Source organism: Tessaracoccus zhenghani, assembly GCF_054552775.1.
In genome coordinates this window covers 2,385,215-2,411,602 of the sequence record NZ_CM137275.1, presented here as the reverse complement: position 1 = coordinate 2,411,602, position 26,388 = coordinate 2,385,215, and the positions used below count along the sequence as shown (strand labels likewise).

The following is a 26,388-nucleotide window of genomic DNA, read 5'->3' as shown; positions in this document are numbered from 1 at the left end:
CCGCGTCAGTAGAGGTTCGGCATATGACACAGCGATCGACCTCGACACCGCCATAAGAAGTCGAAAGACTCCCGCCACCATTTGGCAAAAGTCACAGGTGCGCCGACAGCTATTCCTCGGGCGCATCACGTAAACGACCGTATACGTGATGGAGGTCGGTTGGAATGCTGGTCGGGTAAGTGCGGGTCTCGAAGGCCGATGGGTCACAGACTACGGATCTGCAACGCGACGCGATGCTCGCGGCCGGCGTGGACCCCGAGCGGATCTATGAGGACCACGCCTCCGGCGCCAAGGATGACCGGCCCCAACTAGCCGCCTGCCTGAAGGACTGCGCGAGGGAGACACCCTGGTGGTATCGAACGCGCTGTCTCTCCAGAGCATCCACGACATCCGCGTATCCGTCTGATCCTCTCGTGTCACCGAGACAGACGCGTAGGGCGGCTGGTCACGGTGGTCAGTCAGGGTGCAATCGAAGGCCGCATGGGTTCGCGGGTGTTCCGCGACCCCATGCGGACATCGACTCGGGCTAGGCGATCGCGGCGCGCAATTCGGCGGCAGCGGCGCCGACGTCTGGTGCGCCGTAGATGGCTCCGCCAGCGACGGCGACCTGCGCGCCGGATGCCTGGACGGAGGCGATGGTGCTCGCATTGATACCACCGGCGACCGAGAACGGCGAACCGGAAGCTTCTCCGTCACGCAGGAGAGTGGCGAAGGTGAAGCCTTCTTCCGCCTGCTCATCGAGTCCGGCGTGCATTTCGACGAACTCGGCGCCGAGGGCGACGACCTCGCGGGCACGGGCGGGCTTGTCGGTAACACCGATCAGGTCGACGACGATGCCTTTACCGTGCTTCTTCGCGGCCTTCACCGCTCCGGCGATGGTGCTGTCTCCGGCGACGCCGAGAACGGTGACGAGGTCAGCGCCCGCGGTGAACGCGATGTCGGCCTCGAGCTCGCCGGCATCCATCGTCTTGAGGTCGGCAAACACGATCTTGTCCGGGTGCGCAGCCTTCACGGCGGTGATCGCCGACAGGCCCGCGCTCTTGATCAGCGGCGTGCCGAGTTCGAGGATGTCGACATGTGGCGCGGCGGCAGCGGCGAGCTCGAGCGCTGCTTCGGTGGTCAGGGTGTCCATGGCGAACTGCAACTTCATAGTGTTTCTTTCTGGTTGTGGTGCGAGCCTCCGCGTATACGAGGAGGTGGTGTCATTCAAGATTCGAGTGCCGGGGCCAGAGCTCGTCTGCGCTCTGCCCCGAACGCAGCCAGAGGCTGTGGAACAGAGCGTCGCCGAGCAGCATGACGGTCTGCTCGAACAGACCGCCCGCGTACTGCGCAGAAACGGTGCCGGAACGGTCCAGCTTTCCCGCGGCCGGCACGACCACCACGGCGGTGGCGAGCGCAGCCAACGGCGACGCCGCGGCTGTCGTGATGACGGCGACCTTCGCGCCAGCCTTCACCGCGGCATCCGCCCCACGAACGATCGATGTCGTCGTTCCTGAGCCGCTTGCCGTCAGCAGCACGTCGCCGGGGCCGATCGCCGGCGTGGTCACGTCGCCGACGACGTGCACGGTCAGGCCGAGGTGCATGAGGCGCATGGCAGTCATCTGCAGGGCGATGCCGGAACGGCCCGCCCCGAGCACGAAGATCCGCCGGGCATTCGCGAGGGTTTCGGCGAGGTTGTCGAGGTCGTCCGCTCGGTGTGTCATCACCGCGTCGGTCGTCGCCCTGACTTCCTCCAGGATGAGGGAGAGGGATGCCGTCACGCCGGGTGGCGAGGGTGTCGATACGTCAGGGTCCACAGCAGTCATATATCCATGGTCGCCGGGTTGCGGCAGCGACGCGCCCGCCCGGCGGTGGAGTGGACCTACCCATTGCGGTAGGTACAGGTTGGCCGGGTAGGTTGAAGCGGTGGGCAACAACAACGAGCTCGGTCCGGTCTCTCGCAGGCTTCAGGTCGAGCACGCGCAGGCGATGGCCGAACAGGCTGATCGGCATGCTGTGACGCTCGAGTCGATTCTCGCGGTCCTTCGTTCGACGCGACTGGAGGACCGCGCAAGCCGCGCGACGGCGCTCGATCTGGCATCCGCTGCCCTGATCGAGCTGCGCAGCACGACCGACCAGCAGCTGGGCACCATGCTCGAGCCGGTGGACGGGGCATTCGCGCGGCTCCGTACCGACCTTCGTCCGCTCGCGCGCTTCGGCGGCCTGGACGTGCAGTTCGTCGAACCGCCGACCGGTGGGCGGGCGCTGCCAGGGGAGGTGGCTCATGCGGCTCGCGCGATCGTTCGCAGCGCGGTGCTCGCGCTTGTCGACCAGGAGGAGGCGAAACGGGTGCGCATCCAGTGGGATTGCGACGGCCTCAACCTGCTCATCGGCATCCGCGACGACGGTCAGGGCGAGATCAGCGCCCACGACGACGCGCTCAGGCCCATCGCCGAACGTGTCGCTACTCTCGACGGCGACCTGGAGGTGTCGTCGACGACAGGCTGGGGGACATCCCTCGACATCCGGCTCCCGCTCGACCCTCCGGCAGAAGCAGAGCCGCTCGAGGACTCGGTGAACTTCAGCCCGCGGGAGCGCGATGTGCTCCGCCTGGTGGCATCGGGAGCTCGCAATCGTGCAATCGCGGATCAACTGGGAATCAGCGACAACACCGTCAAGTTCCACGTGTCGAATCTGCTCCGCAAAACGGGCGCCCGGTCGAGGGGAGAGCTGACAGCGATTGCCGCGAGCTCGACCAGGAACCGGGCCTGACTCGACGGACCCTCGCCCTCCTTTATAGGCGCTGGGGTGGCATCCGTAGCTCGCGTGAATGGCGAGCTCGCGGGGAAGTTCATGGCGTCGCCATGATAAGAACCAGACAGCAGGCCGAACGCCAGCACGTCATGCTCGATTACATGCGGCGGGTATGGGCCAGACGCGGTCAGCCCGACCACAAATGCCCCGATAAAACCAAGTTTTCTGTCGAAGCTTTCTGCTGGCGTCTGCCGTTCTTATCGCCCGTAACCGCCAATATCGTCGGATCGCTCTGGCGGAAGCCATCGACGAGGACGCGGATGGCGTTCCCGACATCTATTAGGACGTCGCCCAGCAACCTCGCCGATGACTTGCGACCAGGGGATACCCACATGACTACGCGGGGAGTGCGCGAAGCGTGGTGCGGACGTGTGCTCAGAGGCAGTGGTGTATAGATCGCCGCCGCAGCATGCTCCTGCACCACCGACTCGGCTCCCCGCCTGAGGGGGCTGGCGCCCTGGTGTGCGATGGCGGGACGTCTTGAAATGAGCAAGTTCTGACCATAGGGTTGCTGGCACGGTGAGGGCGCATACTCAAGGGTGAGCGTGCGCCTTTGTACTCATCGCAGTGCCAGCGCCCGCCCTGCCGTTCTCGGCAGGGCGCTGGCCACCACCCTTCACCCGTCAACAGCTCACACGCAATTCACGCAACAACGTCCCTGGACATCACAACTAGTTGCCGCGCAGGACCGCCTCATAGACCAGTATCGTGAAGCGGGAGCCAGGTCCAGGAGTTCAGAAAGAGGCCGGAATGAGCCGGATGCCAACGTGGGAGGGGTTCCTCCGTTTCTGTCTGGTTGCGCTTCAGGATGGACAGGTCCGCGGGCGGCAGGAGTTGAACGCCCTAGCTGCCGCAGAAGCAAAGCTGGGGCCGGACCAGATCGCGGAGATGCTCTCGAGCGGCCAACCCATGTACGCGAACCGGATCGGTTGGGCGCTGTCCTTCCTTGCAAACGTCGGAGCCCTCAACCGGCCGAAGCGGGGGCACTATGTGATCACCGATGCTGGCCGTCGAGTTCTGGTCCAGACTTCCGGGCCACTCAGCGAACGGGACTTCAGGGCCTTCGCGGACGACCACGAGTCGGGGATTCGGCCCTACACGGCTTCCGTACGCTCAGGACCCGCGACACAGGCCGTGGCAGATGAACCCGGCGGACTCGACCCAATCGAGCAGATCGAGCAGGGAATCAGACGGGTAGAGAACGCAGTTTCGGCCGATCTCTTGGACCGGCTCCGCGAGGGTGCCCCAGAGTTCTTCGAGCGGGCGGTGGTGAGACTCCTGGTAGCGATGGGATACGGCGGAGCTGAGGGTCGCGCGCAGGTGACCCGAACATCCGGTGACGAAGGGATCGACGGGATCATTGACTCCGACGCGCTCGGAATCAACCGCGTCTACGTCCAAGCCAAGCGGTATGCCGCCGATAGCTCCATCGGCCGACCCGCACTTCAGGGGTTCGTGGGTGCCCTCAGCGGAAAGGGCGACGCTGGAGTCTTCATCACTACGTCCCGATTCACGCGGGAGGCAATCGACTACGCCGATCGCACTCCGATGCGCCTCATCCTCATCGATGGGGACAGACTCGCTTCGCTGATGATCCGCTACGAGGTGGGTGTCCAAGTCACAAACACCTACCACTCAGTGGAACTAGACGAAGACTTCTTCGAGTAGCTGGGCGCTGAGCGCTCGCTCCGGCCCGCATGCGGCCACCCCGACCGCGGCATGAGCGGGCCGTGCGCATCGGGACTTCGGCTATGCGGCCGGCCGGGTGGACTCGTCAACGACGCGCATCACCACCCAGCCAGCGCGGTGCCGAGCTTCTGTGTGACTTCCAGCATGTCGGCGTTCAGCTGCTCCCACGTCATCCCGGGGTAGACGGCCTCAACGAGGCCGAACATCGATCGGTCGGGCCGCAAATGAATGTTGGGGTCGGTGAGCGCGTAGTGGACGGCGAGGTTCCTTACCAGTCGAGCTTTCGGGTCAATCACGCGCTGGGCCGCGTCCGACCGAAGGACGGGAAGCACAGGGTCGAACTCCCCGGGCTGGGCGGCGTCCACCATCTTGGACAGTGACGACAGGTCATGGACGAGGTCCGCAAGGCGCATGCGGAAGACCGGCTCTTGGCTACCGGCCTCTGCCAGGGGCAAGTAGTGCAGGCTCGTGTTCATGTCGCCCTCGATCAGCAGGAGCGTCAGCTTCTGGCTCGCAGTGAGGGCGCCGTAGCGGTCGGCCAAGAAATCCTTGAACTTGTAGTCGGTGCTGGTGACGGACAGCCCAGAGAAGTTGAACAACCCATCAGTTTGTGGCGTGATGTCGGGGGCCGCCGCCAGCAGGACCCTGATGTCGTTGCCCCACCTGCTGGACCGGGCCAGCACGTCCGAGCCTGCCGTGTCGGGTGCCACCGTCGACCGGTAGCTGATCCCGGTGGTGCTGGAGGCGACGAACCCGTTCACCCGAACGATGCCCAAGTCCTTGGCGGAGGGGAGCAGGAACTTGAACCGCGGCTGCAGGAAGAAGTCGTAGGCGTCTTGGTTGGTGGCGTCCACGTCGGAGAAGACTCGAGCGGCGGTCTTCTTCTTGTCGTCCAACAACTTCGCCCGCGTGCGTGCGGTCCCGTCGTCCACGAGCTCCTGGCTGAGCCGGACAGCGTGGGCCGGGGTGCCGAAAGGCTCGGGCGCCCGGAGTAGCCTTCTGACCTCGTGGACGATCCGAATGACGTGGTGCATGGTCAACAGCGGGAGGTAGCCGCGCGCAGCAGGTCCGGCGGCCCCGGTCGACTTCACGAGCCGCGACACCCACACTCCATCTTGACTGGCCATTGCGTAGGACGCTCGCACGCGGGCATTAGACAGGTCAGCCATTCGGCACCACCTCCGATTGAATCTAGCTGGTGTGTTCTCTCTCGATGCAGGGTTGCATCCCGGGGCCCTCTCGCAAAACCTCGCGACCAATCGTCCACTTACTCACGGATGCTGCGTCCTGTCGCCTGCCCTGCGGCCTAATCACCGTCGTTTTGGGCGCCGCAGACGACGCATCGAGTCCCATTCCAGAATGGGTGGCCGCAAGACCAGCAGCGCGCTCCAAGACCCGAGTACGACTGAAGACTTGGCCCCCCGCTAACCCCATAGGGCCCGCGCGCAGTCGCTGTTATCCCATCATCGCGGAGCACCTCAAGGAGGGGGACCGACCGGGTGGGAGTCAGGTGCAGTCGTCGCGACGGTTCGAAGCCAGCGGCGGCATCGTCGCTGGCCTCTTGATCGGTGCAGGCAGCGTGCTCGGCCACGTAGTCGTCGATTACAGGCGCCGCCCACACCTCGAAGTTCTCGGGGACCCTCACGATCTCATGCGCCATGCTGGCCAGATCACGGTAGGCATCGGGGAAACTGCCCGACTCGTGTGCCTGGGCCAGGATCGTCACCGCCACGGCAAGCTCCTCGTAGCCATCAGGCAGATCGTTCATCTCCTAAGCCATAGCTAGCTTGGCTAGTGCCTCGGCTAGGTCCTTCTCGGTCACCGCCCTTTGGGCTCGCTCTCGGGCAGCCTCTGCCTTCGATCGGGCGCGGTCGATCATCATCTGACTCATGGGCGTCGGCCGAAACACGTGCTTCCGCTTTCGACCGTTGCAAGGACGACAAGCTGGCAACCAATTCCCGTAATCGTTGAGGTCGAAGTCGGCAGGCAATCCAAAGCCGGCTAACACTTCCTGCAGTTCGTGCGAAGTTTGCAGCAGCGACTCGGGCAAGATGTGGTCCACCTCGAAGGTGGTGTGAGTGAGAACCTCACCACCGAGGTAACACCTGTCCCCGTGCGTGTTGAATACGGCGAACCGCTCGGCCTGAGTGAATGAATGCTTCCTGTACGCGCCAGCGACTGCGCCAGTCATCGCTCGGCCATCCTCGAGGAACACCTCGGCCAGGGACTCCATGTATTCAATGGCGCGCCCCGTTGAGATAGCGAAGCTGGAGGCTGAAGTGCGACCCAAAGCCCGCGCCCCAACGCGTCCGCCACGACGTTTCGGGGTCCGATATGCCGAGGTGAGTACGCCGAGGCCCCACCCATGGGCCCTCCAAAAGAGGTCTTGCAGACGCCACCCGGCGGGTTTCCAACTGTGTTCTCGGCGCGCCCTTCCGGTGTCGGAGGCACTTCTGCTCCACGAGTCCGTCTGGGCCACACCGCTGCAGGGCCGACACCGACGCTGTCCATGCGGCGATGCTACCGATCCGACGTGCATCCACGCGTCAGGCGTGAGCCGCGAGCGGCGAACACGCAGGATCCACGACCTGTGCGCATGTGCCCGATGGTGACTTTTTCCATTGTCGGGATAGTGCCAATTCGTCTCGCGGATGAGAACAGGCCTCGTCGGTGGCGTGACCGCGAACAGTCGCTCATCGGCAGGATCGACCGCGCAGGCCGTGGGAATTGAGGGCGGTCGTGCCCGGGGACACCGATGCCGAAGGCTACCCTCGCACACCGCGGCATGACAGCGCGTTGTCTACCGGCGTTCGTAGATGTCGCGGCGGTGGCCGACGGCAACCACAAGGACGAGCAGCACGTTGTCGTGGATCTCGTACACGATCCGATAGTCACCAGTCCGGACACGCCACTCACCGTCGCCGCCAACCAGCTTCTTGGCACCGCCCGGGCGCGGTTCGCTGGCGAGCAGTTCGATGGCCGCCTGGACTCGTCGCTGGGCGACCCTGTCCAGCTTGCGTAGTTGTCGAACCGCAGCGGGCGCGACCTCGATCCGATAGCTCATGCCAGGCCGAGGTCGGCCCTGACCTGCTCCCAGGGGATCGCCGACTCACCATCAGCGATCTCGTCACGCGCCACACGAGCTGCCTCGAGATCAGCCAGGTCTTCCGCGGCCGCAATCAGCCGATCCAGATCGTCGGCGTCGATGACCGCCGCCACCCGCTGGCCCCGACGGGTCAGGTACACCGGGTCGTGTCCCACGCGGGCCGTGTCCACGACATCGGCAAGGCGGGCCCGAGCGTCGCTCACAGTCATCTCAGTCATGCCACCCATGGTAGCCGCTAGATTGGCTGAAATGTACACCTCAGCGCCCGCGGTTGCTGTGAGCCGAACGCACGACTCTCGGCATGAGCGCGAAACATCACGGCCATCCCTGAACTCCATCCGGGATCCAAGCATGTGGGAACCTGGCGCCGCCAACACAGCGCCGCAAGAGCCACGCCCTACTTTTACGGATCACCCCCGGAGCATCCCGATCTACAAATTGCCGAGCGCAGAAGTCCAGGGTGAAGCACGGCCCGAGGGTCCACTCCTCTCCGGTCGTCCGCATCGCAGGTGTGCGGCCCAGAAGTCAGGCGACTTCGGCCGGTGTGGGATGCACTTCGACGCCCAACTCGGTGAGCAACTCGGTGATGCGGCGGCGGATGTCGTCGCGGATGGGGCGCACGGAGTCGACGCCCTGCCCGGCCGGGTCATCGAGCGTCCAGTCCAGGTACGTCTTGCCCGGATAGAAAGGGCACGCGTCGCCGCAGCCCATGGTGATGACGACATCCGAGGCCTCCACGGCCTCGTCGGTGAGGACCTTGGGTTTCTCCTGCGAGATGTCGATCCCCTCCTCCAACATGGCATCGCGCACGGCCGGGTTGATGGAGTCCGCGGGGGCGGATCCGGCGGAGCGGACCTCGACGGCGCCGCGGGAGAGGTGCTGGGCGTACGCCGCGCCCATCTGGGAGCGGCCTGCGTTGTGGACGCAGACGAAGATGACGGAAGGCTTCTTGGTCACAAGGTTTCCTCTCGGGATGGCTCAACTGGTCGTCGAGATGCTGTGAGCACTGTCAAAGTACCGCCAAGAGGGTCGTCGATGATGATCCAGCGCTCACGGGCTTCACCGGGCCATCGTCGAGCGCACGCACGGGCCCCGCCGGCGACTCGGGTGGTAGGTTCCGATCGTGAGCGAGGACATCCGTGACTGCGGTTACGACGACGACGGGCTCTGGTTCCGCTACCGCGCGGCAGCCGTCATCCTGCACGACGGCCACGTACTGATGGCGCGCAACCAGAGCAACTCCTACTACTACTCCATCGGCGGCGGGGTCCACCACGGGGAGAGCGCCGTGGAAGCGGTGCAGCGGGAAGTCCTCGAAGAGACCGGGGTCCGCATGGAAGTGGACCGTTTGGCGTTCATCCACGAGAACTTCTTCCGCGACACCGAGACCGCCGCCCTCGACGGGCGTCAATGTCATGAGCTGGCGTTCTACTTCCTCATGAAGTACGACGCGAGCATGAAGCTCAGCACTGAACCGAGCCTGACCAGGCTCGGCGACATCGAGTGGCATGAGTGGATCCCGATCAGCCAGTACGGGGTGAAGGCGGTCATGTACCCGCCCTTCTTCGCTGACGAGTTGGCGGCCATCGGTCCCGACCCGAAGTGGATCACGAGCCGCGATTAAGGCACGCGTGGCGATCATGGGGGCGGTGGGGCCCTGACCGCACCGCACGTTGCAGAGCCAGCGCTCAGCGGTCGATGTGAGACGGACCATATCTGGCACAACGTTCGAGCCATCGTCGTTGTGTCAGAAGTGACACCGCAGACGGTGTCAGATCCGCCACCATCCAGCGGCGCAAACCCGTTCAGCCAGGCGGTCGCGCACTGATCCCCCCCCAGGCGCAACAGGCACGTACCCTGGCCCCATGGACGTCAACGAGTTCTGGGAACGGGCGCGCCAGGGGGCCCAACTCAACCCCATCCAGGAATGGATCGGCCCACGGGTCTCCGGCACGGTGCCGCCCGCGGCCTGGGCCTTCGGCGAGGATGCCGAGACCGCAGACCGGATGGCCCACGAGGTCGCCGTCGGCGCGAAGACGACGAACACCAGCCTCCTGTGGCAGTACGAGGCCGAGGGAGCGCAACTGCCGGGGAAGGGCGACCTCAGCATCATCCTGGACGGCAGCGAGCAGCCCCGCGCGCTCATCATGACCACCGACGTACAGGTGCTGCCGTTCGACCAGGTCGACGAGGGGCTGCTGCCCGACGAGGCGCCGTTGGCGGGCTGGCGCCAGACCCACGAGGACCTCGCCCGGGCGGCAGACGACGGCAGCCACCCGTTCACGCCGGACATGCCGGTGGTGCTGGAGCGCTTCGATGTGCTCTACGCGCTCCGCGCCGACTGATCGCAGGGGGCGCCGCCGGGCCCGAGCGAGCGGCGGCACGACGCCGGGCCCAAGGTTGGACATTCCCCCGACGCTGGAGTTGACTTGGGCGGTGCATCGCCGCCCCCGCAACCCCCTGATCGCGACCCTCCTCGGGCTCCGCGGCAACGGCCGCGCCTCGGTGTACACCGAGCCCATGTGGGGCCTGTCGATGATGCTGGTGCTGCCCTACGCGTCGGTGTACATGCTGGCGCTGGGCGTGCACGACGCGCAGATCGGCCTGCTCGCCACCATCTCGATGCTCTCCCAGGTGGTGTTCGGCCTCCTCAGCGGCGTCATCACCGACAAGCTGGGCCGACGCATGACCACCGCCGTCTTCGACATCATCGCCTGGGTGATCCCCTGCCTGGTGTGGGCGCTCGCGCAGAACTTCTGGTGGTTCCTGATCGCCTCCATCATCAACGGCGCCTGGCAGGTCACCCAGAACTCGTGGGACTGCCTGCTCGTCGAGGACGTGGACCGTGCCGAAATCCCCAAGGTCTACTCGCTCGTCAAGGTCGCCGCCGAGTTCTCCGCGCTCTTCGCGCCCATCGCCGCCCTCCTCGTGGCGAACCTGGGCATGGAACACGCCGTGCGGATCCTCTACCTCAACGCGTTCGTGATCATGGCGCTCAAGGTCTGGCTCCTCTACCGCTCCACGACGGAGACCGCGACGGGCCGCGTCCGCATGCAGCAGACCCAGGGCGTCAGCATGTGGAAGCTGCTCTCCGAATACCGCGGCGTGCTCGGCCTGATCCTGCGCTCCAAGGGCACCATCTGCTCGTTGTGCGTGGCGGCCATCGTGGGTGCGGTCACGCTGGTCAACGGCACGTTCTGGCAGGTGGTCATCAACAAGGAACTGGGCGTCCCCGACGCGCTGCTGCCCTTCTTCCCGATGGTCCGCTCGCTGCTGTCGGTGCTGTTCTTCTTCACGATCATCCCGCGACTCACGCACGCCAAGCACCTCAGGTCGCCCACCCTCATCGGCTTCGTGGTGTACCTCGCTGGCCAGTTCCTGCTCGTGGGCATCCCCTCCCCGGACGGGGCGGCCGTCGCATCCACGTATGCGCTGCTGGCCGTGTGCCTGCTGCTCGACGCGTTCGGCGCCGGGATCCTGTTCATGCTGGCGGAGTCGCTGGTCGCGCTGCACGTCGACCGGCACGAACGCTCCCGCGTGATGGCGATCCAGCGCACCGCCGTGATGCTGGTCACCGCACCGTTCGGCTGGATCAGCGGTTGGCTGTCGAGCATGGACCGCGACTGGCCGTTCCTGCTGACCTCGGCGCTGTTGGTGCTGGGCCTGGTCGTCGCGGGCCGTTTCTGGGTCACCACCCACGAGGAAACCGCCCCGGCACAGCCCTAGCCGCACCCGCTCAGCGTCGGATGGTCAACGGACCTTCGTCTGCGGTCGGCGGTTGGAAGTGATCGAAATACTGCGCCGCGACCTCAGGTGCCAACGCGAAATCGTCGCCGTGGGCCAGTGCCCTCGCCCGGATGCGGTCGAGGCAGGTCTGCCGGTCCGTAGCCAGGTAGACGACCTCCGGCACGACCCCGTGGGGAGCCAGCAGTCGCCGCCAGTCGTCGCGCATGTCCCTGGACCAGAACGAGAAGTCCAACACGACGTCGCGCCCGTGGGCGACGAGCTGCAGGAGTCGCCGTCGGAGATGGGCGTCGATGTCGGCGTGGTCGTTCCGCGGCAGCGGCATCGTTCGCAGCCCGCGGTCCCAGGCTTCCTGGTCGAACGAGAGCCGCGCCATGCCGTCGGCCTCGAGCTCACGCGCGACGGTGGACTTACCGGACCCGGCGGGCCCACACATGAACACGACGCGAGACATGCCGACACCTTAACCGGTCACTTTTCCAGCAGCGCCACGAGGACGCTAGCCACCTCCACCGCGGGGTCGGGAGGCGTCAGGAGTCTCGCCGCAGGATGCGCCGGTGAGCCAGCAGGACAACCGCGGCAACGGCCACCGCGATCAGACCACCGGCGAGGAAGGTGCGGCCGACGAACAGGGCGGCCAGCGCTCCCGCGAGGGGGTAGGTGAGCCCCCACCACAGGTGGCTCCAGGCGAAGTGGGCGCCATAGACCCGCCCCTGGGCCGACGCCGGCGTGCGCTCGGCGATGAGGGTCTCGGTGGGCAGGTTCACCCAGTTCTGGCCGACGCCGGCCAACGCCCAGAGCGCGACCAGCCCCGCGTAGGGCGTCAGGTCGGCGGGCAGCACCGCGACGGAGGTCAGCACGGCGCCGACGGCGATCCAGCGCACCAGCGAAACCCTGACGAGGTGCGCGACGGCCAGCGAGGCAAGCGTCGCTCCAAGCCCGTAGGCCGCCATGACCCATCCGAAGTGCGCGTCGGTGAGCCCCAGACCGTCCTGGACGCGGGCGACCGTGACGGTCAGAACGAGGGCACCGGAGATCGCCGCGACCAGCTCCGCGAGCAGCGCGAACCGGATGTGCCCGTCGCGCCACAGCCGGGAGGTGCCGTCGCGCACATCGGTCCACGTGGTTGTTGACACCTCGTGGTCCTTGACCCTGATCGGCCCCAACGTGAGGACGAGGAGGGCCGCGAGCCCGAAGAGGCCACCGATCACCAGGAACAGGGAGCGCCCACCCAGGCCCAGCGCCGCCAGGCCGCCGAGTCCCGGGCCGACGATGCCGAACACCTCTGTGGTCGCCGCAGAGAGGGCGAAGGCCGCACGCGCATGCAGGGGTCCGGCGACGAGAGGCACCGTCGCCTGGTTCGCCGGCGTGAAGAAGGCGGTGAACCCGTTGGCCACCACCATCAGGACGTAGACCTGCCACGGCGCCGTGACCCAGAACATGAGGCCGACCGCCACCATCCGGCCCACGTGGCAGCCGGCCAGCAGGAGTCTTCGGTCGACGCGGTCGGCGACCACTCCAGCCACCGGGCCGAGCGCGACGAAGGCCGCCACGCGCAGGGTCAACGCGATGGCCACCACCACCGGCGCCTGCGCCGGACCCTCGAGTTCCACCGCGACCAGGGCCAGGGCCACCCACAGGATGGCGTCGCCCAGCTGACTCACCGACTGCGCCCCGTAGAACCTCGCGAACCGCGGATTGCGGAGCACCGTCACCATGCTGGAGCTCATGCCTCACTCACTCGCGTGGCCGTGCGGCAGGTTGCCGGCGAGGTGCTCGGCGTGGCCCAGCGCCTGGGTCAGCATGTCCGCGACGTGGATATTGGTGAGGCGGTAGTGGACGTGGGCGCCGTCCCGGCGCGCCGTCAGCAGGCCGGCCTGTCGAAGTACGGCCAGCTGCCGGCTCACCGTGCTCTGGGGTCGACTGCACATCTCCACCAGTTCGCCCACACTCAACTCAGCCGGGAGGAGCGCCACCATCAGCAGCAGCCGCGTCGGGTCCGCCATCGCGCGGAAGAGTCCCGCGGCGACGTCGAGTTGGTTGGCGGCCGGGGGGAAGGCGATGTCGTGACGTTTCACGGACACATCATATTCATACATCCGGATATCCAGATACGCGGAGCGGATGGTCCCGCAGCGTTGAGACCCGACGCCATGGCAGGGTGGTCCCATGCCTTCCATCCAGACGCTCAGCGAAGGGGACAGACGCCTCCTCGCCCGCTGGGCCCCCACCTGCGCCCAACACGTCCTCAGGGGAGAACAGTGAGCGGCTACGACGACTTCGCCGCCGCCTACGCCGAAGAGAACGAGGCCAGCCTGCTCAACGCGTACTACGAGCGCCCCGCGATGTTGGGCCTCGCCGGCGACGTGCGCGGCCGCCGCATCCTCGACGCGGGCTGCGGCGCCGGCCCGCTCTTCGCGGCGCTGCGCGAGCGCGGGGCCGAGGTCGCCGGGTTCGACGCGAGCGCCGGCATGCTTGAACTCGCGCGCCGTCGGTTCGGGCCGAAGGCGGACCTCCGGCAGGCGGATCTGGGCGAACCCCTGCCGTACCAGGACGAGGAGTTCGACGACATCGTCTGCTCCCTGGCGCTCCACTATCTGCGCGACTGGGCCGAGCCCCTCCAAGAATTCCGACGGGTCCTCAAGCCCGGAGGGCGGCTCCTGCTGTCGGTCAACCACCCCCTGGCGTACGCCCTCGACGAGGGCAGGTATTTCCCGATCGTCGAATGGCCGATGGAGGTGGAACTGGCCGGGACGCCGGCCATCCTCATGACCTGGCACCGGCCGCTGCACGCCATGGTCGAGGACTTCACGACGGCAGGTTTCCGCATCACCTCCATCAGCGAACCGCCCGTCTCCGACGACACGCCGGAGGAACTCCTGCGTCAGCCGGACGGCAGGCCGATTCCCCGTCGCTTCGTCTCGTTCCTCTTCTTCGCCCTCGAGAAGGTCGCCGATCAGCCGTGAACCCTAGCCCCGACGAGCCGCGGGGCCCTCGACGATCTCCTTAAGCCTGGTGAGGTCATCGGCCACCATCTGGCAGTCGCGCTCGAACTCCTCGTCGCTGAGATCCAGTTGCCGCACGGTGAAGACGACCTCCGCCCCATCCGGGTGGGCCAGCACCCTCAGCGGGTTGTGGACCACCTCCCCTGACGGCAGCGTCACGTCGTGGTCCAGCACGCCGTACTCGTTCCTGGCCACGAACTGCACCTCGACGCGACCCATGGGCGAATCGACGACGACAGTGCCCGCCTGCCGCTCGACCTCCGCCTCGGCCAGGCCCGCCGCCCAGAGCGGCAACTGGTCCAAGTCCGCGGCGAACTCGTAGACGCTCTCCGGCGAAGCCTTGATGACGCGGCTGAGGTGGCGACTCTCCATGGGCCCAGCCTGTCATCTGCTGAGGGTCCGGATGCAGCGGCACCGAAATCAGTCCCCGTCCATTTCGCTCTTGACATACAACCAGATGGTTGTAGATTGGTGTCATGGCTGAGACGGACGAGGATCGCGCAGATGCGCTGTTCCACGCGCTCTCGGATCGGACCCGGCGCGACATCCTGCGCCGCGTCCTCGCCGGTGAGCACTCCGTCTCCGTCCTGGCAGCGAAGTACGACATGAGCTTCGCCGCCGTCCAGAAACACGTCGCCGTGCTTGAACGCGCGGGCCTCATCACCAAGCGCCGCCAAGGGCGCGAGGCCCTCGCAAGCGGCGACTTCGAGGCAGTGAGATCAGTCGCCTCCATGCTCGACGAGCTGGAGGACATCTGGCGCGGACGCGTGGCGCGGATCGACGACCTCCTGCGTGAATCCCCAGGCACCCACTGACCGTCCCAGAGGAGGACACCATGCCTGTCACCGACATCTCCCGTAATCTCGACGAACACAGCCTGACGCTCACCGCCGAGTTCGCCGCACCCGTCGAACGGCTCTGGCAGATCTACGCAGATCCTCGCCAGCTCGAGCGGGTCTGGGGCCCGCCCGGATACCCCGCCACGTTCGTCGATCACAGCCTCACGCCCGGCGGCCGCATGAACTACTACATGACCAGCCCTGAGGGCGAGCGTTTCCACGGCTACTGGGACATCAAGGAAGTCGACGACGGCCAGAGCTTCCGCTTCCTGGATGGCTTCGCCAAGGAGGATTTCACCCCGCAGGAGAACCTTCCGGTGGGCGAGAACACCTTCCGCTTCGAGTCCACCGAGGGCGGGTCGCGGCTGGTGGCCACCACCGTCTACCAGTCGGCCGAGGATCTGCAGACCGTGCTGGACATGGGCATGGAGGAGGGCGCCACTCAGGCGGTCAACCAGATCGACGAGCTGGTAGCTGCCTGAAACTGGAGGGAGGTTCCTGCCACATCCCGCTGTATATGGGCGATGTGGCAGGAATCTCCCTCGAAATTCCAGCCAACGCGTCCAGCCCGGTGCACCTCTACCCCCAAGGGGGATGCGACCAGTCAACGCCCCTTGTCAGGGTGGAGCATGAGCACTGATGACATGGCCCCAGAGAACTTCGTAGACCCCGATCAGGACAACGAACTGCTCGCGCAGCGGATCGACGACGCGGCGCGCGAGCACCGCGAGGTGATCCGTGAGGATCTCAGCACCCAGGATCTCATCGACGAAGGTGAGGACGCGGCCGACATGACTCCCGACAACCTGGAGCGTCCTGTCGACGACGCCCTGCACCTGGATGAGCCCGGTGAGGAGACCATCGAGGACCGCATCGCCCAGGAGGAACCCGATCTCTGATCATTCGCTGACTCACGACAGGATGACCAGCCAGGCCATCGACCTTGGCCTGTAGCCCCACGTCGAGGCGGACACACAACCCGCTACGGTCGGAAGCATGAACACGGCGTCCCAGGACCTGCACCGCATCGCTATGGAGCTCACCGCCATCTCGGAGAGCGCACTGGCCTACTGCACGGACGAGTTCGACATCGGGCGGTTCCATCGGGTGGCGGAGATCGGCCGCGACCTCCTGCAGATGGTGTCGCGGGATGAACTCCCGCCGTTCGACCGGGAAGTGGCTTCGACGGCCGGCTACACCACGCCGAAGATCGACGTGCGCGGCGCGGTGTTCGACGACGAGGGCCGCGTCCTGCTGGTCCGCGAGATCCTCGACGACGACCTCTGGACGCTCCCCGGCGGGTGGTGCGACGTGGGTGAGACGCCGCGCGGTTCCATCGAGCGCGAGGTCTTCGAGGAGGCCGGCGTCGCCGTGCGGGCCGGGCACCTGGCCGCCGTCCTGGACCGCGAGGTCTGGGGGCACCAGCCGCCGCTGGACCACCACTGCTACAAGATGCTGTTCGTCTGTGAGGCCCTCGCCCCCGTCGACCTGGCCTACACCAGCGACGAGACCAGCGAGATCGGCTGGTTCGCCGTCGACGCGCTGCCCGAGCTCTCGGTCTCCCGCATCCTGCCGGAACAGATCGCCCTGCTGCACCGCCACTGGCAGAACCCCGGCCCGGCGACGCTGGATTGAGCAGGGCGACATGAGGGGCAGCCGATTCCTGGAATCGGAGCCGATCGACCGGCTCTACGAGTGGTTCGCCACCGAGACCGCCCTCGACGGCAGCCCCCTCGGCTGGGCGCGGGCCCACGGCCGCTCCGTCCGCTGGGCCAGGCTGCACCGGCCTAGGCTTGCCGCATGAAGCGATGGGTGTCGGTGGCAGTTGGCATGGGCACAGCCCTGGTGGCGCTACCCGAGGTGGCCCACTGCTGGGCCAGCACCCGCAACTACGGCCGGCCACGCACCGGCCCGAACACCACCGAGGCCCTCATCGTGCTCGGTTGCCCCACCCACCCCGACGGCTCCCTCCACCCGCTGCAACGGTGGCGCGTCGACATCGCCGTGCGCACCATGAATCCCCGCGTCACGATGGTGGTCTTCACCGGCACGACGGCGAAGACGGGGACCAGCGAAGCCTCGGCCATGGCGGCCTACGCACAGTCCCAGGGCATCCCCGGCAGCCTCATCGTGCTGGAGGAGGAAGCCCTGAGCACGTGGCAGAACCTGCAGTTCTCCGCACCCCTGGTGGGCCACCACGACGTGATCCGTCTGGTGTCGGACCCCATGCACGCCTGGCGCGCCCGCCAGTTCCTGCTGCGCCAGGACCCGGCGATGGCCGCGAGGCTCACCCCGGCCGACGACTTCCGGCCCCTCGAGCGCTGGCGGTGGAAGCTCCGCACCATGGTCTACGAGGTGGTCGCCCGCTACCGCGAGTGGCGCAACCCGCGCCTCCCCGCCACGTCCTGGAGGACCATTGACAGGTGACCAACTAGTCACCTAATGTTCCGGTATGGACGACGACCTGGTGTTCAAGGCGTTGGCGGATCCCATCCGCCGGCTCCTCCTTGACGCCCTCTTCGAGCGGGACGGCCGCCCGCTCGGTGAGCTCGAAGAAGTCGTCAACGAGCACGTCGAGATGACGCGCTTCGGAGTCGCCAAGCATCTCCGCGTCCTCGAAGCCGCCAATCTCGTCACCCCCGTCCGGCGGGGACGCCAGAAGCTGCACTTCCTCAACCCCGTGCCCATCCAGCAGATCCACAACCGGTGGATCGGCAAGTACACCGGCCGCGCGGAGATCGCCGCGGGCCTCTTCCACCTCAAGCACCGACTCGAACCAGAGGACGAATCATGAGCGACCTGCAGGTCTACACCATCTACATCAAGGCCCCGAAGGCCACCGTCTGGGAGGCCATCACCACTCCGGAGTACACGCGCAAATGGGGCTACGGCGGCGACGTCGACGTCGATCTCACAACCGGCGGCCGCTACCGCAACCTCTCCACCGACGAGATGAAGGCCATGGGCATGGGCGAGGTCGCCGTCGAGGGTGAGGTCATCAGCGTCGACGCGCCGAACCGCCTCGAACTCACCTGGCAGCCCACCTGGCACCAGGACCTGGAGCCCACCCGCCTCACCTGGGAACTCACCGAGTACCCGGGCGGCCTCACCAAGGTGGTCCTCACGCACGACCTGAGCGCGGCACCCGGCACCGGCGCCGAGTTCGCCGGCGGGCACGACCCCGCTCAGGGCGGCGGCGGCTGGCCGTGGGTGCTCTCGGACCTCAAGAGCCTGCTGGAATCCGGAAGCAACATGTCCGCCTGACCCCCTATCCCCGGGCAGGCCTTTCCTGCCCGGGGATACCCCTCAGGGCCTACCGCCGGCACCGCGTGCGGCTTAGGCTGCTGTCATGGCCGACGAAGACCTCACCCCCTGGGAACCGCCTCTGGCGGGCACCGATGTCGAGCAGCTCCTCGGCTCGCTCGACCGCATGCGCTGGACGTTCCGGTGGAAGGTCGACGGCCTGGATTCCGCGGCCCTCAACACCAGGATCGGCGCCTCCATCCTCACGCTGGGCGGCCTGATCAAGCACCTCACCCAGGTGGAGGCCACCAAGTTCACCTGGGCGATCGACGGCAGCCACCCGGGTGAACCGTGGGCGTCGCTGGACTTGTCCAGCGAGGAGGAGCGCAACTGGCCGTTCACCTCCGCCGCCGATGACTCCCCCGAGGAGCTCTACGCCAACTACGACGCCGCCGTCGCCCGCTCCCGCCAGAAGATAGCGGACCTCCTCCTCGACGGCGACCTCGACCAGAGCGTCCACCTCGGCCGGGTCTGGGGCGTGGAGATGACGCTGCGCCGCATGCTGCACGACCTCGTCGAGGAGTACTCCCGCCACACGGGGCACGCCGATCTCCTCCGCGAAGCCGTCGACGGTGTCGTCGGCGAGGATCCGCCCGAAGGCTGGCGTCCCTAGCGGTAGATTCCGGCCATGGGCGACACGCGGCGTGGCTGCGAGAGGTTCCTCCCCGGTGTCGCGGTGCTGCGCCGCTACGAGCGGCGGTGGCTGAGAGGCGACCTCGTCGCCGGCATCACAGTGGCCGCCTACCTCGTCCCCCAGGTGATGGCCTACGCAGCCATCGTGGGACTGCCCACCGTCGCGGGGCTCTGGGCGATCCTCATCCCGCTGGCGGTCTACGCCGCCCTCGGCACCTCCCGCCAGCTGTCCATCGGCCCGGAGGCGTCGACGGCGTTGATGACGGCCGCCGGGATCGCCGCCCTCGTGGGTGCCGTGGGCCCTGAACGGCACGCGGACGTGGCCGCGATCCTCGCCATCGCGGTCGGTCTGGTCTGCCTCGCGGGCTGGCTGCTGAGGCTGGGCTTCCTCGCCGACCTCCTCTCCCGGCCGGTTCTGGTGGGCTACATGGCCGGCATCGGCGTGTTGATGATCCTCAGCCAACTCGGCAAGGTCACCAAGCTGGACGTCTCCGGCGAGCGGCCCGTCGACGAGGCCTGGTCCTTCCTCACCCAACTGCCGCAGGCCCATCTCCCGACGGCGGCCCTGGCCCTCGTCCTGCTCGTGCTGCTGTTCCTCGCCCGCAGGTTCTTCCCCACCGCCCCCGGCCCCCTCATCGCGCTGCTCCTCGGCGCGGCCGCCGTCGCGTTCTTCAACCTGCAGCGCTTCGGCCTCGAGACCATCGGCCCGGTCCCCAGCGGCCTGCCCGCTCCCCGGGTGCCCGCGCTCGGCGACCTCTCCGTCTGGGCGCTCTTCCCCTTCGCTCTGGGCATCGCCGTGGTGGGCTACACCGACAACGTGCTCACCGCCCGGGCCTTCGCGGTGAAGCGCCGGGAGCGCGTCGACGCCTCCCAGGAACTCCTCGCCCTCGGCACCGCCAACGTGCTGACCGGATTCCTCCAGGGCTTCCCCGTCTCGTCGAGCAACTCGCGCACGGTCCTCGGCGACTCCGCCGGCTCGCGCACCCAACTCCACTCGCTCGTCGCGCTCGCCAGCGTGGTGGCGGTGCTGCTGTTCGCCGGCTCGGTGCTCGCCTCCTTCCCGACGGCGGGGCTGGGCGCGCTGGTCATGTACGCCGCCACCCGCCTCGTCGACCTCCCGGAGATGCGTCGCATCGCCCGCTTCCGCACCAGCGAGCTCATCCTGATGCTGGTCACGATCGCGGCCGTGCTGGTCACCGGCATCCTGATCGGCATCGGCATCGCCATCGGGCTGTCGATCCTCGACCTGATCCGCCGCATCTCGCGTCCCCACGACGGCGTGCTGGGCTACGTGCCCAAGCTGCCCGGGATGCACGACGTGGACGACTACCCCGACACCCGGCAGGTGCCCGGCCTGGTGGTCTACCGCTACGACTCGCCGCTGTTCTTCGCCAACGCCGACAATTTCCTCGCCCGCGCGGAGAACGCGGTCGAGACGGCGGAACAGCCGGTGAACTGGTTCCTGCTCAACGCGGAGGCCAACACCGAATGGGATCTCACCGCCGTCGACACCCTCGAGCTCCTCCGCGAGAACCTCGAGGCCCGGGGCATCTCGTTCGCGATGGCGCGCGTGAAGCAGGAGACGCGGGATCAGCTGGAGCGCACAGGCTTCATCGACAGGGTGGGCGACGACCGCATCTTCGCCACGCTCCCGACGGCGGTGCAGGCCTATGTGCGGTGGTACCAGGCGACTTTCGGGGCCGCGCCCGAGGGGCTTCCCCCGGCGGCGCCCGTGTGATCAGGCCTGACGCGGCGCCCAGATGTCGGCGCAACTCGTGCAGCTGTCCTGGCGCACCACGCCGGCCCGGATCAGCTGGCCGTACAGCCAGCAGCCGGCGCAGAAGCCGAGGACGGATTCCAGGAAGGCGAACAGCACCAGCACCCCGATGAGCACCGACGCGGCCGGCGCCAATCCGAGCGCGGGGCCGAGCAGGGAGGCGACGGTGGTGACGGCCAGCCCGATGCCCTGCGCGAAGCGCTTCGGCGGCCCAGACACCAGCACCGGCTCCCCCAGCCTCGGCGCGACCACCTTGGTGGCGAGGAGCCCGAGGGGGCTGAAGCGCGGACCGGACAGCACGCGGAGCAGGAAGCCCACGGCCATGAACGGGACGAGCCACTGCCAACCGGTGGCGAGCACCAGCACGGCCGACGCACAGACACCGGCGGCGACGACGCGCGCCGCCTTCTCATTGACCGGGTCAGGGAATCCGATGATGCTCATGGACGTGGAGCCTAAGCGGACGGACCGCGCCTGTCCTAGCCCGTCTGCTGAGGGCGGAAAACCCCTGCCCGCGGAATAAAACTCAGGAACGCACCCGGCGCCGGTGCAGCGCCCGCACGAGCGCGGCCTCCGCCAGTTCGACGGCGCGGCCCAGGAAGCGTCGATCGTCTGCAGCCAACATGACCCGAAGGGCTACGGCGCGCCTATCGTGAGGGCATGGATCTCCTCGCCCGAGTCAACGCCGTGCGGGTGGGCCGCGCGCAGACCCACGTCTGGGACGGCCGCGAGGTGCGCAGCGGCGCCGTGAAGCGCCAGGCCGACGGCCCGGTCCACCTCGGCCCGCTGGGCTTCGACGGCGACGAGCAGGCGGACACCGCGGTGCACGGCGGCCCGGAGAAGGCCGCGCTCCTCTACGCCGGCCACCACTATCCCCGGTGGGCCGCCGAACAGGGCCTCACCCTGCCCGACGGCGGCTTCTTCGAGAACGTCACCCTCGGCGACCTCAGCGGCGCAGGCCCCGACGAGACCACCGTCGTGCTGGGCGAGACGTGGCGCCTCGGCGGCGCCGTCGTGCAGGTGAGCCAGCCGCGCTCCCCCTGCTGGAAGCTGGCGCAACGCTGGGGCGTCAAGGACCTCGTGCTGCAGGTGCAGGAAACCGGCTGGTCCGGGTGGTACATCCGGGTCTTGGAGCCCGGGATCGTGGCTGCCGGCGATGCCGTCGAACTCCTGGAACGCCCCGCGGAGCCCACCGTCGCCGAGGTGGCCCGCGTCATGAACCGCGACAAGAAGGATCTCGACGGCGCCCGCCGCCTCCTGCGCTCCGAACTGCTGCCCCCACGGTGGCGCGAGCGGCTGGAGAAGAGGCTCGCCGGGCACCCGGAGGACGACACCGCCCGCACCCAGGGAACGAGGGCGTGAAGGGTGGATGAATTCCCGCTGACGAGGCCGGGAAGTGAGCCTGGGCGAGCTTACGCTGCGAGGGTCCCAACCCCTGTCTCACAAGGAGAAGCATGCGCACTCCCATCGCGCTCGCGGCCGCCGTCGCGCTCGGCGTCACGCTCGTGACGCCCGCCACGGCCGCACCCAATCCGCGCAGCGAGCAGACCACCCAGGTCACCGTCCTCGCCACCTCGGACGTGCACGGCAACGTGCAGAACTGGAACTACTTCTCGAACCAGCCCTACATCGAGCGGGCGGGCCACGAGATCGGCCTCGCGCAGGTCTCGAGCATCGTGGAGTCTGTGCGCGAGGAGCGCGGTGCGGACTCCGTGTTCGTCGTCGACAACGGAGACTTCCTCCAGGGCACCCCCCTGACCACGTACTACGCCAAGCAGGAGCCCATCACCGTCACGGGCGACACGCACCCCATGGCGGAGGCGTTCAATCACATCGGCTACGACGCGCAAAACCTGGGCAACCACGAGTTCAACTACGGCCTCGACCTGCTGGACGCCTACATCGACGAGGCGGCCCACCCGGTGCTGGGCGCCAACGTCGTCGACGCCGAGACCGGCGAGCCCGCCTACCAGCCGTTCGAGCTGGTCACGCGCAAGGTGAGCGACAACAAGCCCGTCACCATCGGCTTCCTCGGCCTGACCACTCCCGGCTCGATGATCTGGGACAAGGCCATCCTCGAGGGCGAGGTGCGCATCACCGACATGGTGGACGCCGCGCAGCACTGGGTGCCGAAGGTCCGCGAGGCCGGCGCCGACATCGTCGTGGTGCTCAGCCACGCCGGCGTCGGGCTGTCCAGCTACGACACCGAGGCCACCGGCCTGGGCGACGAGAACCCGGCCGCCGACATCGCCCGCGAGGTGCCGGGCATCGACGCCATGGTGCTCGGGCACACGCACCGCGACGCCCCGGTCCAGCGCATCACCAACGAGGTCACCGGCCGCGACGTGCTGCTCACCCAGCCTCGCTGGTGGGCCTCCGGCGTCAGCGACCTGACCTTCGACCTGCAGAAGGTCCGCGGTCAGTGGACCGTCGTCTCTGCCGACGCGGCTCCCATCTACTCCCGCGACTTCGCCCCGGACGAGGAATTCCTCGCCGAACTCGAGGACGCCCACACCACCACCGTCGACTACGTGAACACCACGATCGCCACCTCGCTGGCCGAGCTGCCCGCCACCGAGAGCCGCTACCGCGACACCGCGATCATCGACTACATCCAGATGGTGCAGACGCAGACCGTGCAGCAGGCGCTGGCCGGCACCGAGCACGGCGACCTTCCCGTGCTGAGCATCGCGGCCCCGTTCAGCCGCACCGCGGTGTTCCCTGAAGGTGACGTCACCATCCGCGACATGGCCGGCCTCTACATCTACGACAACACGCTGGAGGCCGTCGTGATGACCGGCGCCGAGATCCGTGACTACCTGGAGTTCTCCGCCAAGTACTTCGCGCAGCTGCCCTCTGGCGCCACGTTCGATCCCGAACTCCACACCTCCGTCGTCCACGACGGCCAGCAGGTGTGGGACTACAACTACGACATCCTCTCGGGCGTCGACTACGAGATCGACCTCACCCAGCCGGTGGGATCGCGCATCTCGGACGTCACCCTCGACGGCGTGTCCGTCGCCGACGACCAGCAGTTCGTCGTCGCGGTGAACAACTACCGCCGGAGCGGCGGCGGCAACTTCCCGCACATCGCTTCGGCCCCGGTCGTCTACAACGAGATGCAGGAGATCCGTCAACTGCTGATCGACTGGGCGGTGGCCAACCAGGTCATCGACCAGAGCCAGTTCTTCCAGGACAACTGGCGCCTCGTGATCGACGGCGCCCCCGTCTGAGCATGACCCGCGGGGTGGGGCCGGCCGAGGTGGCCGGTCTCACCCCGTCGTCGTTCCTGCGCGGTAGCGCCGGAAGGCCGGGAACAGCAGCGCGGCGACGGCGAGGCCGACCAGCACCAGAAGCCCACCGCCGCTCGTGGCCCAGGCCGGGCCGACGGCCTCCGCGGCGCCGCCGTGCACCACGTCGGCGATGCGGGGCCCACCGGCCACCACCACGATGAAGACACCCTGGAGCCGCCCGCGGCGGGCGTCGTCCGTGGCCGCGAGGAGGATGGTCTGCCGGAAGGCGGCCGAGGCCATGTCGGCCGCGCCCCCGACGACGAGGGCCCCCAACATGAAGGCCAGCATCGCCTTCGGTGCCCACGGCGCCAGCCCCACCGCCAACCCGGCAACGGTCATCGCGACTCCCCACACTGCCACCGCCCACAGCACCGCGGCGCCCTGGCGCTGGACGCGCGACACCCATCCGCCGAACACCCCGCCGAGCACAGCACCGGCGGGGATGGCGGCGAACAGCAGCGCGAACTCCGTCCCGCCCTCGGTTGGGCCCCCGAACGCCACGTGCGCGATCTCCGGGAACAGCGCGCGCGGCATGCCGAACACCATCGCGATGAGGTCCACCAGGAAACTCAGCAACAGGATCTTGTGGCAGGTGAGGTAGGCCAGGCCCTCCCAGACGGAGCGCAGCCCGGGGGCGCCCTGGGTGTTGTCGACGGGCAGCGGGGGCAACTTCCACACCGCATAGAGCGTCGCGAAGAGCGTGAGGGTGTCCGCGAAGTACAGCCAGGAGTAGCCCAGCACCGGGATGAGGGCCCCGCCCACGAGCGGCCCCGCGATCGCGCCGGCCGACATCACCGTCATGTTGAGCGCGTTGGCGGCGGGTAGCTGGTCCTCGGACAGGAGCTTCGGGAGGATCGCCGTGCGGGTGGGCTGGTTGATCGCGAAGAACGCCTGTTGCACGGCGAACAGCACCAGCAGCAACCAGACGTTGCCCACGCCGAGGAAGGCCTGGAGCCAGAACAGCGCCGAGGTGACGACCATGCCCAGCGTGGTGACCTCCAGCAGGAGCCGCCGGTCCAGGTGATCCGCCAGGGCACCACCCCAGAGCCCGAACACCACCAGCGGCACGAGCCCGAACAGGCCCGTGAGCCCCACCATGCCGGAGGATCCGGTGATCGAGTAGATCTGCGCGGGGACCGCCACGACGGTGAGCTGGGCGCCGATGACGGTCACGATGTTCGCCGTCCACAACCGCCGGAAATCCGGTGTCCGCAAGGGTCTGGTGTCCGCGAACAGGCGGCGCAACCCTGCCACCATGCTCACCGTACGGCCACCGTTCTCTCCACGACGGCGAGGGTACAAGGTGCAGTAGTCTGATTCCGAAACGGAACCAAGATGAGATGGGGCTACTGACATGGATTTCCGCAGAACACTCGCTGCCGTGGCACTTTCCGGTGTGATCCTCACCGGCTGCACCGGCGCCGCAGAAGAGGGCCCGACGCCCGATTCGTCGGCGACCAGCACGACGGCGGTCACTTCAGACAGCCAGTCGCCGTCGGCAGAACCCATGGAGAGCTCCACCCCCGCGGTGGAACCCTCGCCCATTGCGCACGGTGAGCGCGAGGAGATCCCAGCACTCGGCGCCGAGGAGGCGGGCATCGCCTCCGACGTCAAGCTTGAGGAATGCGGCCTCGAGGCCGGCCCCGTGAAGGCCTCCGGTACCGTCACCAACACCGCCGACGAAGCCCGAGACCTCGTCGTGGCCGTCATCTGGCTCGGCAAGGATGGCAGCGGCAGCTCGCTGTCGGTCAAGGTGTTCCAGGAAGGGGCTGTTCCTGCCGGGGAGACCCTCGACTTCACGCTTGAGACCGAGATCCCCGACGCCGCCAGCCGCTGCGTCCTCAACGCACGCTCGGCGCCGGCCGGCGCGCTCGGCTGAGCCGGGCACCGGAGGGACGCCATGACGAAGCACCACATGCGGCTCGAGTTCACCATCGACGTGGTGGACCCGGAGGGCGCGAAGGCGATCGGTAGGCAACACCTGGCTGACCGCGTGGACGCCGCCACGATGCGCGGCGAGGACATCGGCTACCAGGGGGAGCAGACGCCCGGGGCGGATCTCGACGCCCTGTTGGCCCAGTCGCCCAATGTGGTGGCGTCGATGGCAGTCGCCGAGTTGTTGCGCCGGGGCGCGGAGACGATGCCCCAGGTGCGCCTGACCAACGTGTCGATGACGCACCTCGACACCTGACCCACCGGATTCGAC

General features: G+C 67.7%; 34 protein-coding genes. 21 read left to right on the top strand and 13 right to left on the bottom strand.

Annotated features, from left to right (window positions below; translation table 11 throughout):
* The first annotated feature begins 179 nt into the window (after positions 1-179).
* A complete protein-coding gene (locus ACX1DX_RS11415) occupies positions 180-530 on the top strand; it encodes a recombinase family protein (RefSeq protein ID WP_459396702.1) in 351 nt (116 codons plus the stop codon).
* On the opposite strand, the gene hxlA is transcribed toward ACX1DX_RS11415, so the two are convergent.
* Entirely contained in the window at positions 527-1,150 is a 624-nt protein-coding gene (gene hxlA / locus ACX1DX_RS11410) for a 3-hexulose-6-phosphate synthase (protein WP_459396701.1), read from the bottom strand. The genes ACX1DX_RS11415 and hxlA overlap by 4 nt on opposite strands.
* Before the next feature lie 52 nt (positions 1,151-1,202).
* A complete protein-coding gene (gene hxlB, locus ACX1DX_RS11405) occupies positions 1,203-1,760 on the bottom strand; it encodes a 6-phospho-3-hexuloisomerase (RefSeq protein WP_459396700.1) in 558 nt (185 codons plus the stop codon).
* Between the two features lie 145 nt (positions 1,761-1,905).
* Between hxlB and ACX1DX_RS11400 the strand changes: the two genes are divergently transcribed.
* Entirely contained in the window at positions 1,906-2,751 is an 846-nt protein-coding gene (locus ACX1DX_RS11400) for a helix-turn-helix transcriptional regulator (protein ID WP_459396699.1), read from the top strand.
* Positions 2,752-3,543: 792 nt separating this feature from the next.
* Complete coding sequence (locus ACX1DX_RS11395) at positions 3,544-4,461, top strand: restriction endonuclease (RefSeq protein ID WP_459396698.1); 918 nt, start codon at positions 3,544-3,546, stop codon at positions 4,459-4,461.
* A 119-nt stretch (positions 4,462-4,580) separates the two neighbouring features.
* On the opposite strand, the gene ACX1DX_RS11390 is transcribed toward ACX1DX_RS11395, so the two are convergent.
* The 5 genes from ACX1DX_RS11390 to ACX1DX_RS11370 all read right to left on the bottom strand — a co-directional run bounded on the left by ACX1DX_RS11390 (position 4,581) and on the right by ACX1DX_RS11370 (position 8,545).
* A complete protein-coding gene (locus tag ACX1DX_RS11390; protein WP_459396697.1) occupies positions 4,581-5,522 on the bottom strand; it encodes a hypothetical protein in 942 nt (313 codons plus the stop codon).
* A 266-nt stretch (positions 5,523-5,788) separates the two neighbouring features.
* Positions 5,789-6,250 (bottom strand): hypothetical protein, encoded by a 462-nt coding sequence (locus tag ACX1DX_RS11385; RefSeq protein ID WP_459396696.1) that lies wholly within the window; start codon positions 6,248-6,250, stop codon positions 5,789-5,791.
* Between the two features lie 1,032 nt (positions 6,251-7,282).
* On the bottom strand, positions 7,283-7,546 hold the full coding sequence (locus ACX1DX_RS11380) for a type II toxin-antitoxin system RelE family toxin (RefSeq protein WP_182762948.1): 264 nt from the start codon (positions 7,544-7,546) through the stop codon (positions 7,283-7,285).
* Entirely contained in the window at positions 7,543-7,806 is a 264-nt protein-coding gene (locus ACX1DX_RS11375) for a type II toxin-antitoxin system Phd/YefM family antitoxin (RefSeq protein ID WP_459396695.1), read from the bottom strand. The genes ACX1DX_RS11380 and ACX1DX_RS11375 overlap by 4 nt, the downstream gene beginning before the upstream one ends.
* A gap of 307 nt (positions 7,807-8,113) precedes the next feature.
* Positions 8,114-8,545, bottom strand: coding sequence for an arsenate reductase ArsC (locus ACX1DX_RS11370; protein WP_459396694.1), 432 nt, complete (start codon positions 8,543-8,545; stop codon positions 8,114-8,116).
* A 166-nt stretch (positions 8,546-8,711) separates the two neighbouring features.
* On the opposite strand from ACX1DX_RS11370, the gene ACX1DX_RS11365 reads away from it, so the two are divergent.
* The 3 genes from ACX1DX_RS11365 to ACX1DX_RS11355 all read left to right on the top strand — a co-directional run bounded on the left by ACX1DX_RS11365 (position 8,712) and on the right by ACX1DX_RS11355 (position 11,314).
* Complete coding sequence (locus ACX1DX_RS11365) at positions 8,712-9,212, top strand: NUDIX hydrolase (RefSeq protein ID WP_076063322.1); 501 nt, start codon at positions 8,712-8,714, stop codon at positions 9,210-9,212.
* Positions 9,213-9,453: 241 nt separating this feature from the next.
* The gene (locus tag ACX1DX_RS11360; protein WP_459396693.1) at positions 9,454-9,933 is read left to right on the top strand and encodes an ASCH domain-containing protein; all 480 of its coding nucleotides are present in this window, start codon (positions 9,454-9,456) and stop codon (positions 9,931-9,933) included.
* 91 nt (positions 9,934-10,024) lie between these two features.
* Positions 10,025-11,314: an MFS transporter gene (locus ACX1DX_RS11355; RefSeq protein ID WP_459396692.1), complete on the top strand. Its 1,290-nt coding sequence runs from the start codon at positions 10,025-10,027 to the stop codon at positions 11,312-11,314.
* Positions 11,315-11,324: 10 nt separating this feature from the next.
* Here the strand turns inward: ACX1DX_RS11355 and ACX1DX_RS11350 are convergent, their stop codons facing one another.
* The 3 genes from ACX1DX_RS11350 to ACX1DX_RS11340 all read right to left on the bottom strand — a co-directional run bounded on the left by ACX1DX_RS11350 (position 11,325) and on the right by ACX1DX_RS11340 (position 13,410).
* Complete coding sequence (locus ACX1DX_RS11350) at positions 11,325-11,786, bottom strand: P-loop nucleotide/nucleoside kinase family protein (RefSeq protein WP_459396691.1); 462 nt, start codon at positions 11,784-11,786, stop codon at positions 11,325-11,327.
* A gap of 76 nt (positions 11,787-11,862) precedes the next feature.
* Entirely contained in the window at positions 11,863-13,062 is a 1,200-nt protein-coding gene (locus tag ACX1DX_RS11345) for an MFS transporter (protein ID WP_459396690.1), read from the bottom strand.
* Between the two features lie 3 nt (positions 13,063-13,065).
* Positions 13,066-13,410 carry an ArsR/SmtB family transcription factor gene (locus ACX1DX_RS11340; protein WP_459396689.1) on the bottom strand — a complete coding sequence of 115 codons (345 nt, stop codon included), beginning with the start codon at positions 13,408-13,410 and terminating at the stop codon, positions 13,066-13,068.
* A gap of 183 nt (positions 13,411-13,593) precedes the next feature.
* Between ACX1DX_RS11340 and ACX1DX_RS11335 the strand changes: the two genes are divergently transcribed.
* Positions 13,594-14,298: a class I SAM-dependent methyltransferase gene (locus ACX1DX_RS11335; protein WP_459396688.1), complete on the top strand. Its 705-nt coding sequence runs from the start codon at positions 13,594-13,596 to the stop codon at positions 14,296-14,298.
* A gap of 3 nt (positions 14,299-14,301) precedes the next feature.
* Here ACX1DX_RS11335 and ACX1DX_RS11330 read toward each other — a convergent pair whose 3' ends face one another.
* Entirely contained in the window at positions 14,302-14,709 is a 408-nt protein-coding gene (locus tag ACX1DX_RS11330) for an SRPBCC family protein (protein WP_459396687.1), read from the bottom strand.
* Between the two features lie 104 nt (positions 14,710-14,813).
* Here ACX1DX_RS11330 and ACX1DX_RS11325 point away from each other — a divergent pair, with 104 nt between their 5' ends.
* The 10 genes from ACX1DX_RS11325 (at position 14,814) to sulP (ending at position 20,850) form a co-directional block, all read left to right on the top strand.
* Complete coding sequence (locus ACX1DX_RS11325; protein ID WP_076063338.1) at positions 14,814-15,152, top strand: ArsR/SmtB family transcription factor; 339 nt, start codon at positions 14,814-14,816, stop codon at positions 15,150-15,152.
* A gap of 20 nt (positions 15,153-15,172) precedes the next feature.
* Positions 15,173-15,658: an SRPBCC family protein gene (locus ACX1DX_RS11320; RefSeq protein WP_459396686.1), complete on the top strand. Its 486-nt coding sequence runs from the start codon at positions 15,173-15,175 to the stop codon at positions 15,656-15,658.
* Positions 15,659-15,805: 147 nt separating this feature from the next.
* Positions 15,806-16,075, top strand: coding sequence for a hypothetical protein (locus tag ACX1DX_RS11315; protein ID WP_076063342.1), 270 nt, complete (start codon positions 15,806-15,808; stop codon positions 16,073-16,075).
* 97 nt (positions 16,076-16,172) lie between these two features.
* Entirely contained in the window at positions 16,173-16,811 is a 639-nt protein-coding gene (locus ACX1DX_RS11310; protein WP_459396685.1) for an NUDIX hydrolase N-terminal domain-containing protein, read from the top strand.
* Between the two features lie 10 nt (positions 16,812-16,821).
* Entirely contained in the window at positions 16,822-16,980 is a 159-nt protein-coding gene (locus ACX1DX_RS11305; protein ID WP_158069085.1) for a hypothetical protein, read from the top strand.
* The gene (locus ACX1DX_RS11300) at positions 16,977-17,603 is read left to right on the top strand and encodes a YdcF family protein (RefSeq protein WP_459396684.1); all 627 of its coding nucleotides are present in this window, start codon (positions 16,977-16,979) and stop codon (positions 17,601-17,603) included. The genes ACX1DX_RS11305 and ACX1DX_RS11300 overlap by 4 nt, the downstream gene beginning before the upstream one ends.
* Positions 17,604-17,628: 25 nt before the next feature.
* Positions 17,629-17,970, top strand: a complete 342-nt coding sequence (locus ACX1DX_RS11295) for an ArsR/SmtB family transcription factor (RefSeq protein WP_459396683.1) — start codon at positions 17,629-17,631, stop codon at positions 17,968-17,970.
* Positions 17,967-18,440: an SRPBCC domain-containing protein gene (locus tag ACX1DX_RS11290; RefSeq protein ID WP_076063350.1), complete on the top strand. Its 474-nt coding sequence runs from the start codon at positions 17,967-17,969 to the stop codon at positions 18,438-18,440. The genes ACX1DX_RS11295 and ACX1DX_RS11290 overlap by 4 nt, the downstream gene beginning before the upstream one ends.
* Positions 18,441-18,525: 85 nt before the next feature.
* Positions 18,526-19,092 carry a mycothiol transferase gene (locus ACX1DX_RS11285; protein WP_459396682.1) on the top strand — a complete coding sequence of 189 codons (567 nt, stop codon included), beginning with the start codon at positions 18,526-18,528 and terminating at the stop codon, positions 19,090-19,092.
* A 15-nt stretch (positions 19,093-19,107) separates the two neighbouring features.
* Positions 19,108-20,850 (top strand): SulP family inorganic anion transporter, encoded by a 1,743-nt coding sequence (sulP, locus tag ACX1DX_RS11280; protein WP_459396681.1) that lies wholly within the window; start codon positions 19,108-19,110, stop codon positions 20,848-20,850.
* Here sulP and ACX1DX_RS11275 read toward each other — a convergent pair whose 3' ends face one another.
* A complete protein-coding gene (locus tag ACX1DX_RS11275) occupies positions 20,851-21,333 on the bottom strand; it encodes a DUF4395 domain-containing protein (RefSeq protein ID WP_076063356.1) in 483 nt (160 codons plus the stop codon).
* A 216-nt stretch (positions 21,334-21,549) separates the two neighbouring features.
* On the opposite strand from ACX1DX_RS11275, the gene ACX1DX_RS11270 reads away from it, so the two are divergent.
* Both ACX1DX_RS11270 and ACX1DX_RS11265 read left to right on the top strand, forming a co-directional pair.
* The gene (locus ACX1DX_RS11270) at positions 21,550-22,251 is read left to right on the top strand and encodes an MOSC domain-containing protein (protein ID WP_459396680.1); all 702 of its coding nucleotides are present in this window, start codon (positions 21,550-21,552) and stop codon (positions 22,249-22,251) included.
* 92 nt (positions 22,252-22,343) lie between these two features.
* Positions 22,344-24,122, top strand: coding sequence for a bifunctional metallophosphatase/5'-nucleotidase (locus ACX1DX_RS11265; RefSeq protein WP_459396679.1), 1,779 nt, complete (start codon positions 22,344-22,346; stop codon positions 24,120-24,122).
* A gap of 39 nt (positions 24,123-24,161) precedes the next feature.
* On the opposite strand, the gene ACX1DX_RS11260 is transcribed toward ACX1DX_RS11265, so the two are convergent.
* Complete coding sequence (locus tag ACX1DX_RS11260; protein ID WP_459398213.1) at positions 24,162-25,439, bottom strand: MFS transporter; 1,278 nt, start codon at positions 25,437-25,439, stop codon at positions 24,162-24,164.
* Between the two features lie 124 nt (positions 25,440-25,563).
* On the opposite strand from ACX1DX_RS11260, the gene ACX1DX_RS11255 reads away from it, so the two are divergent.
* Positions 25,564-26,061, top strand: coding sequence for a hypothetical protein (locus tag ACX1DX_RS11255; protein ID WP_459396678.1), 498 nt, complete (start codon positions 25,564-25,566; stop codon positions 26,059-26,061).
* A gap of 21 nt (positions 26,062-26,082) precedes the next feature.
* Complete coding sequence (locus ACX1DX_RS11250) at positions 26,083-26,373, top strand: hypothetical protein (protein ID WP_182767020.1); 291 nt, start codon at positions 26,083-26,085, stop codon at positions 26,371-26,373.
* The last annotated feature ends 15 nt before the right edge of the window (positions 26,374-26,388 follow it).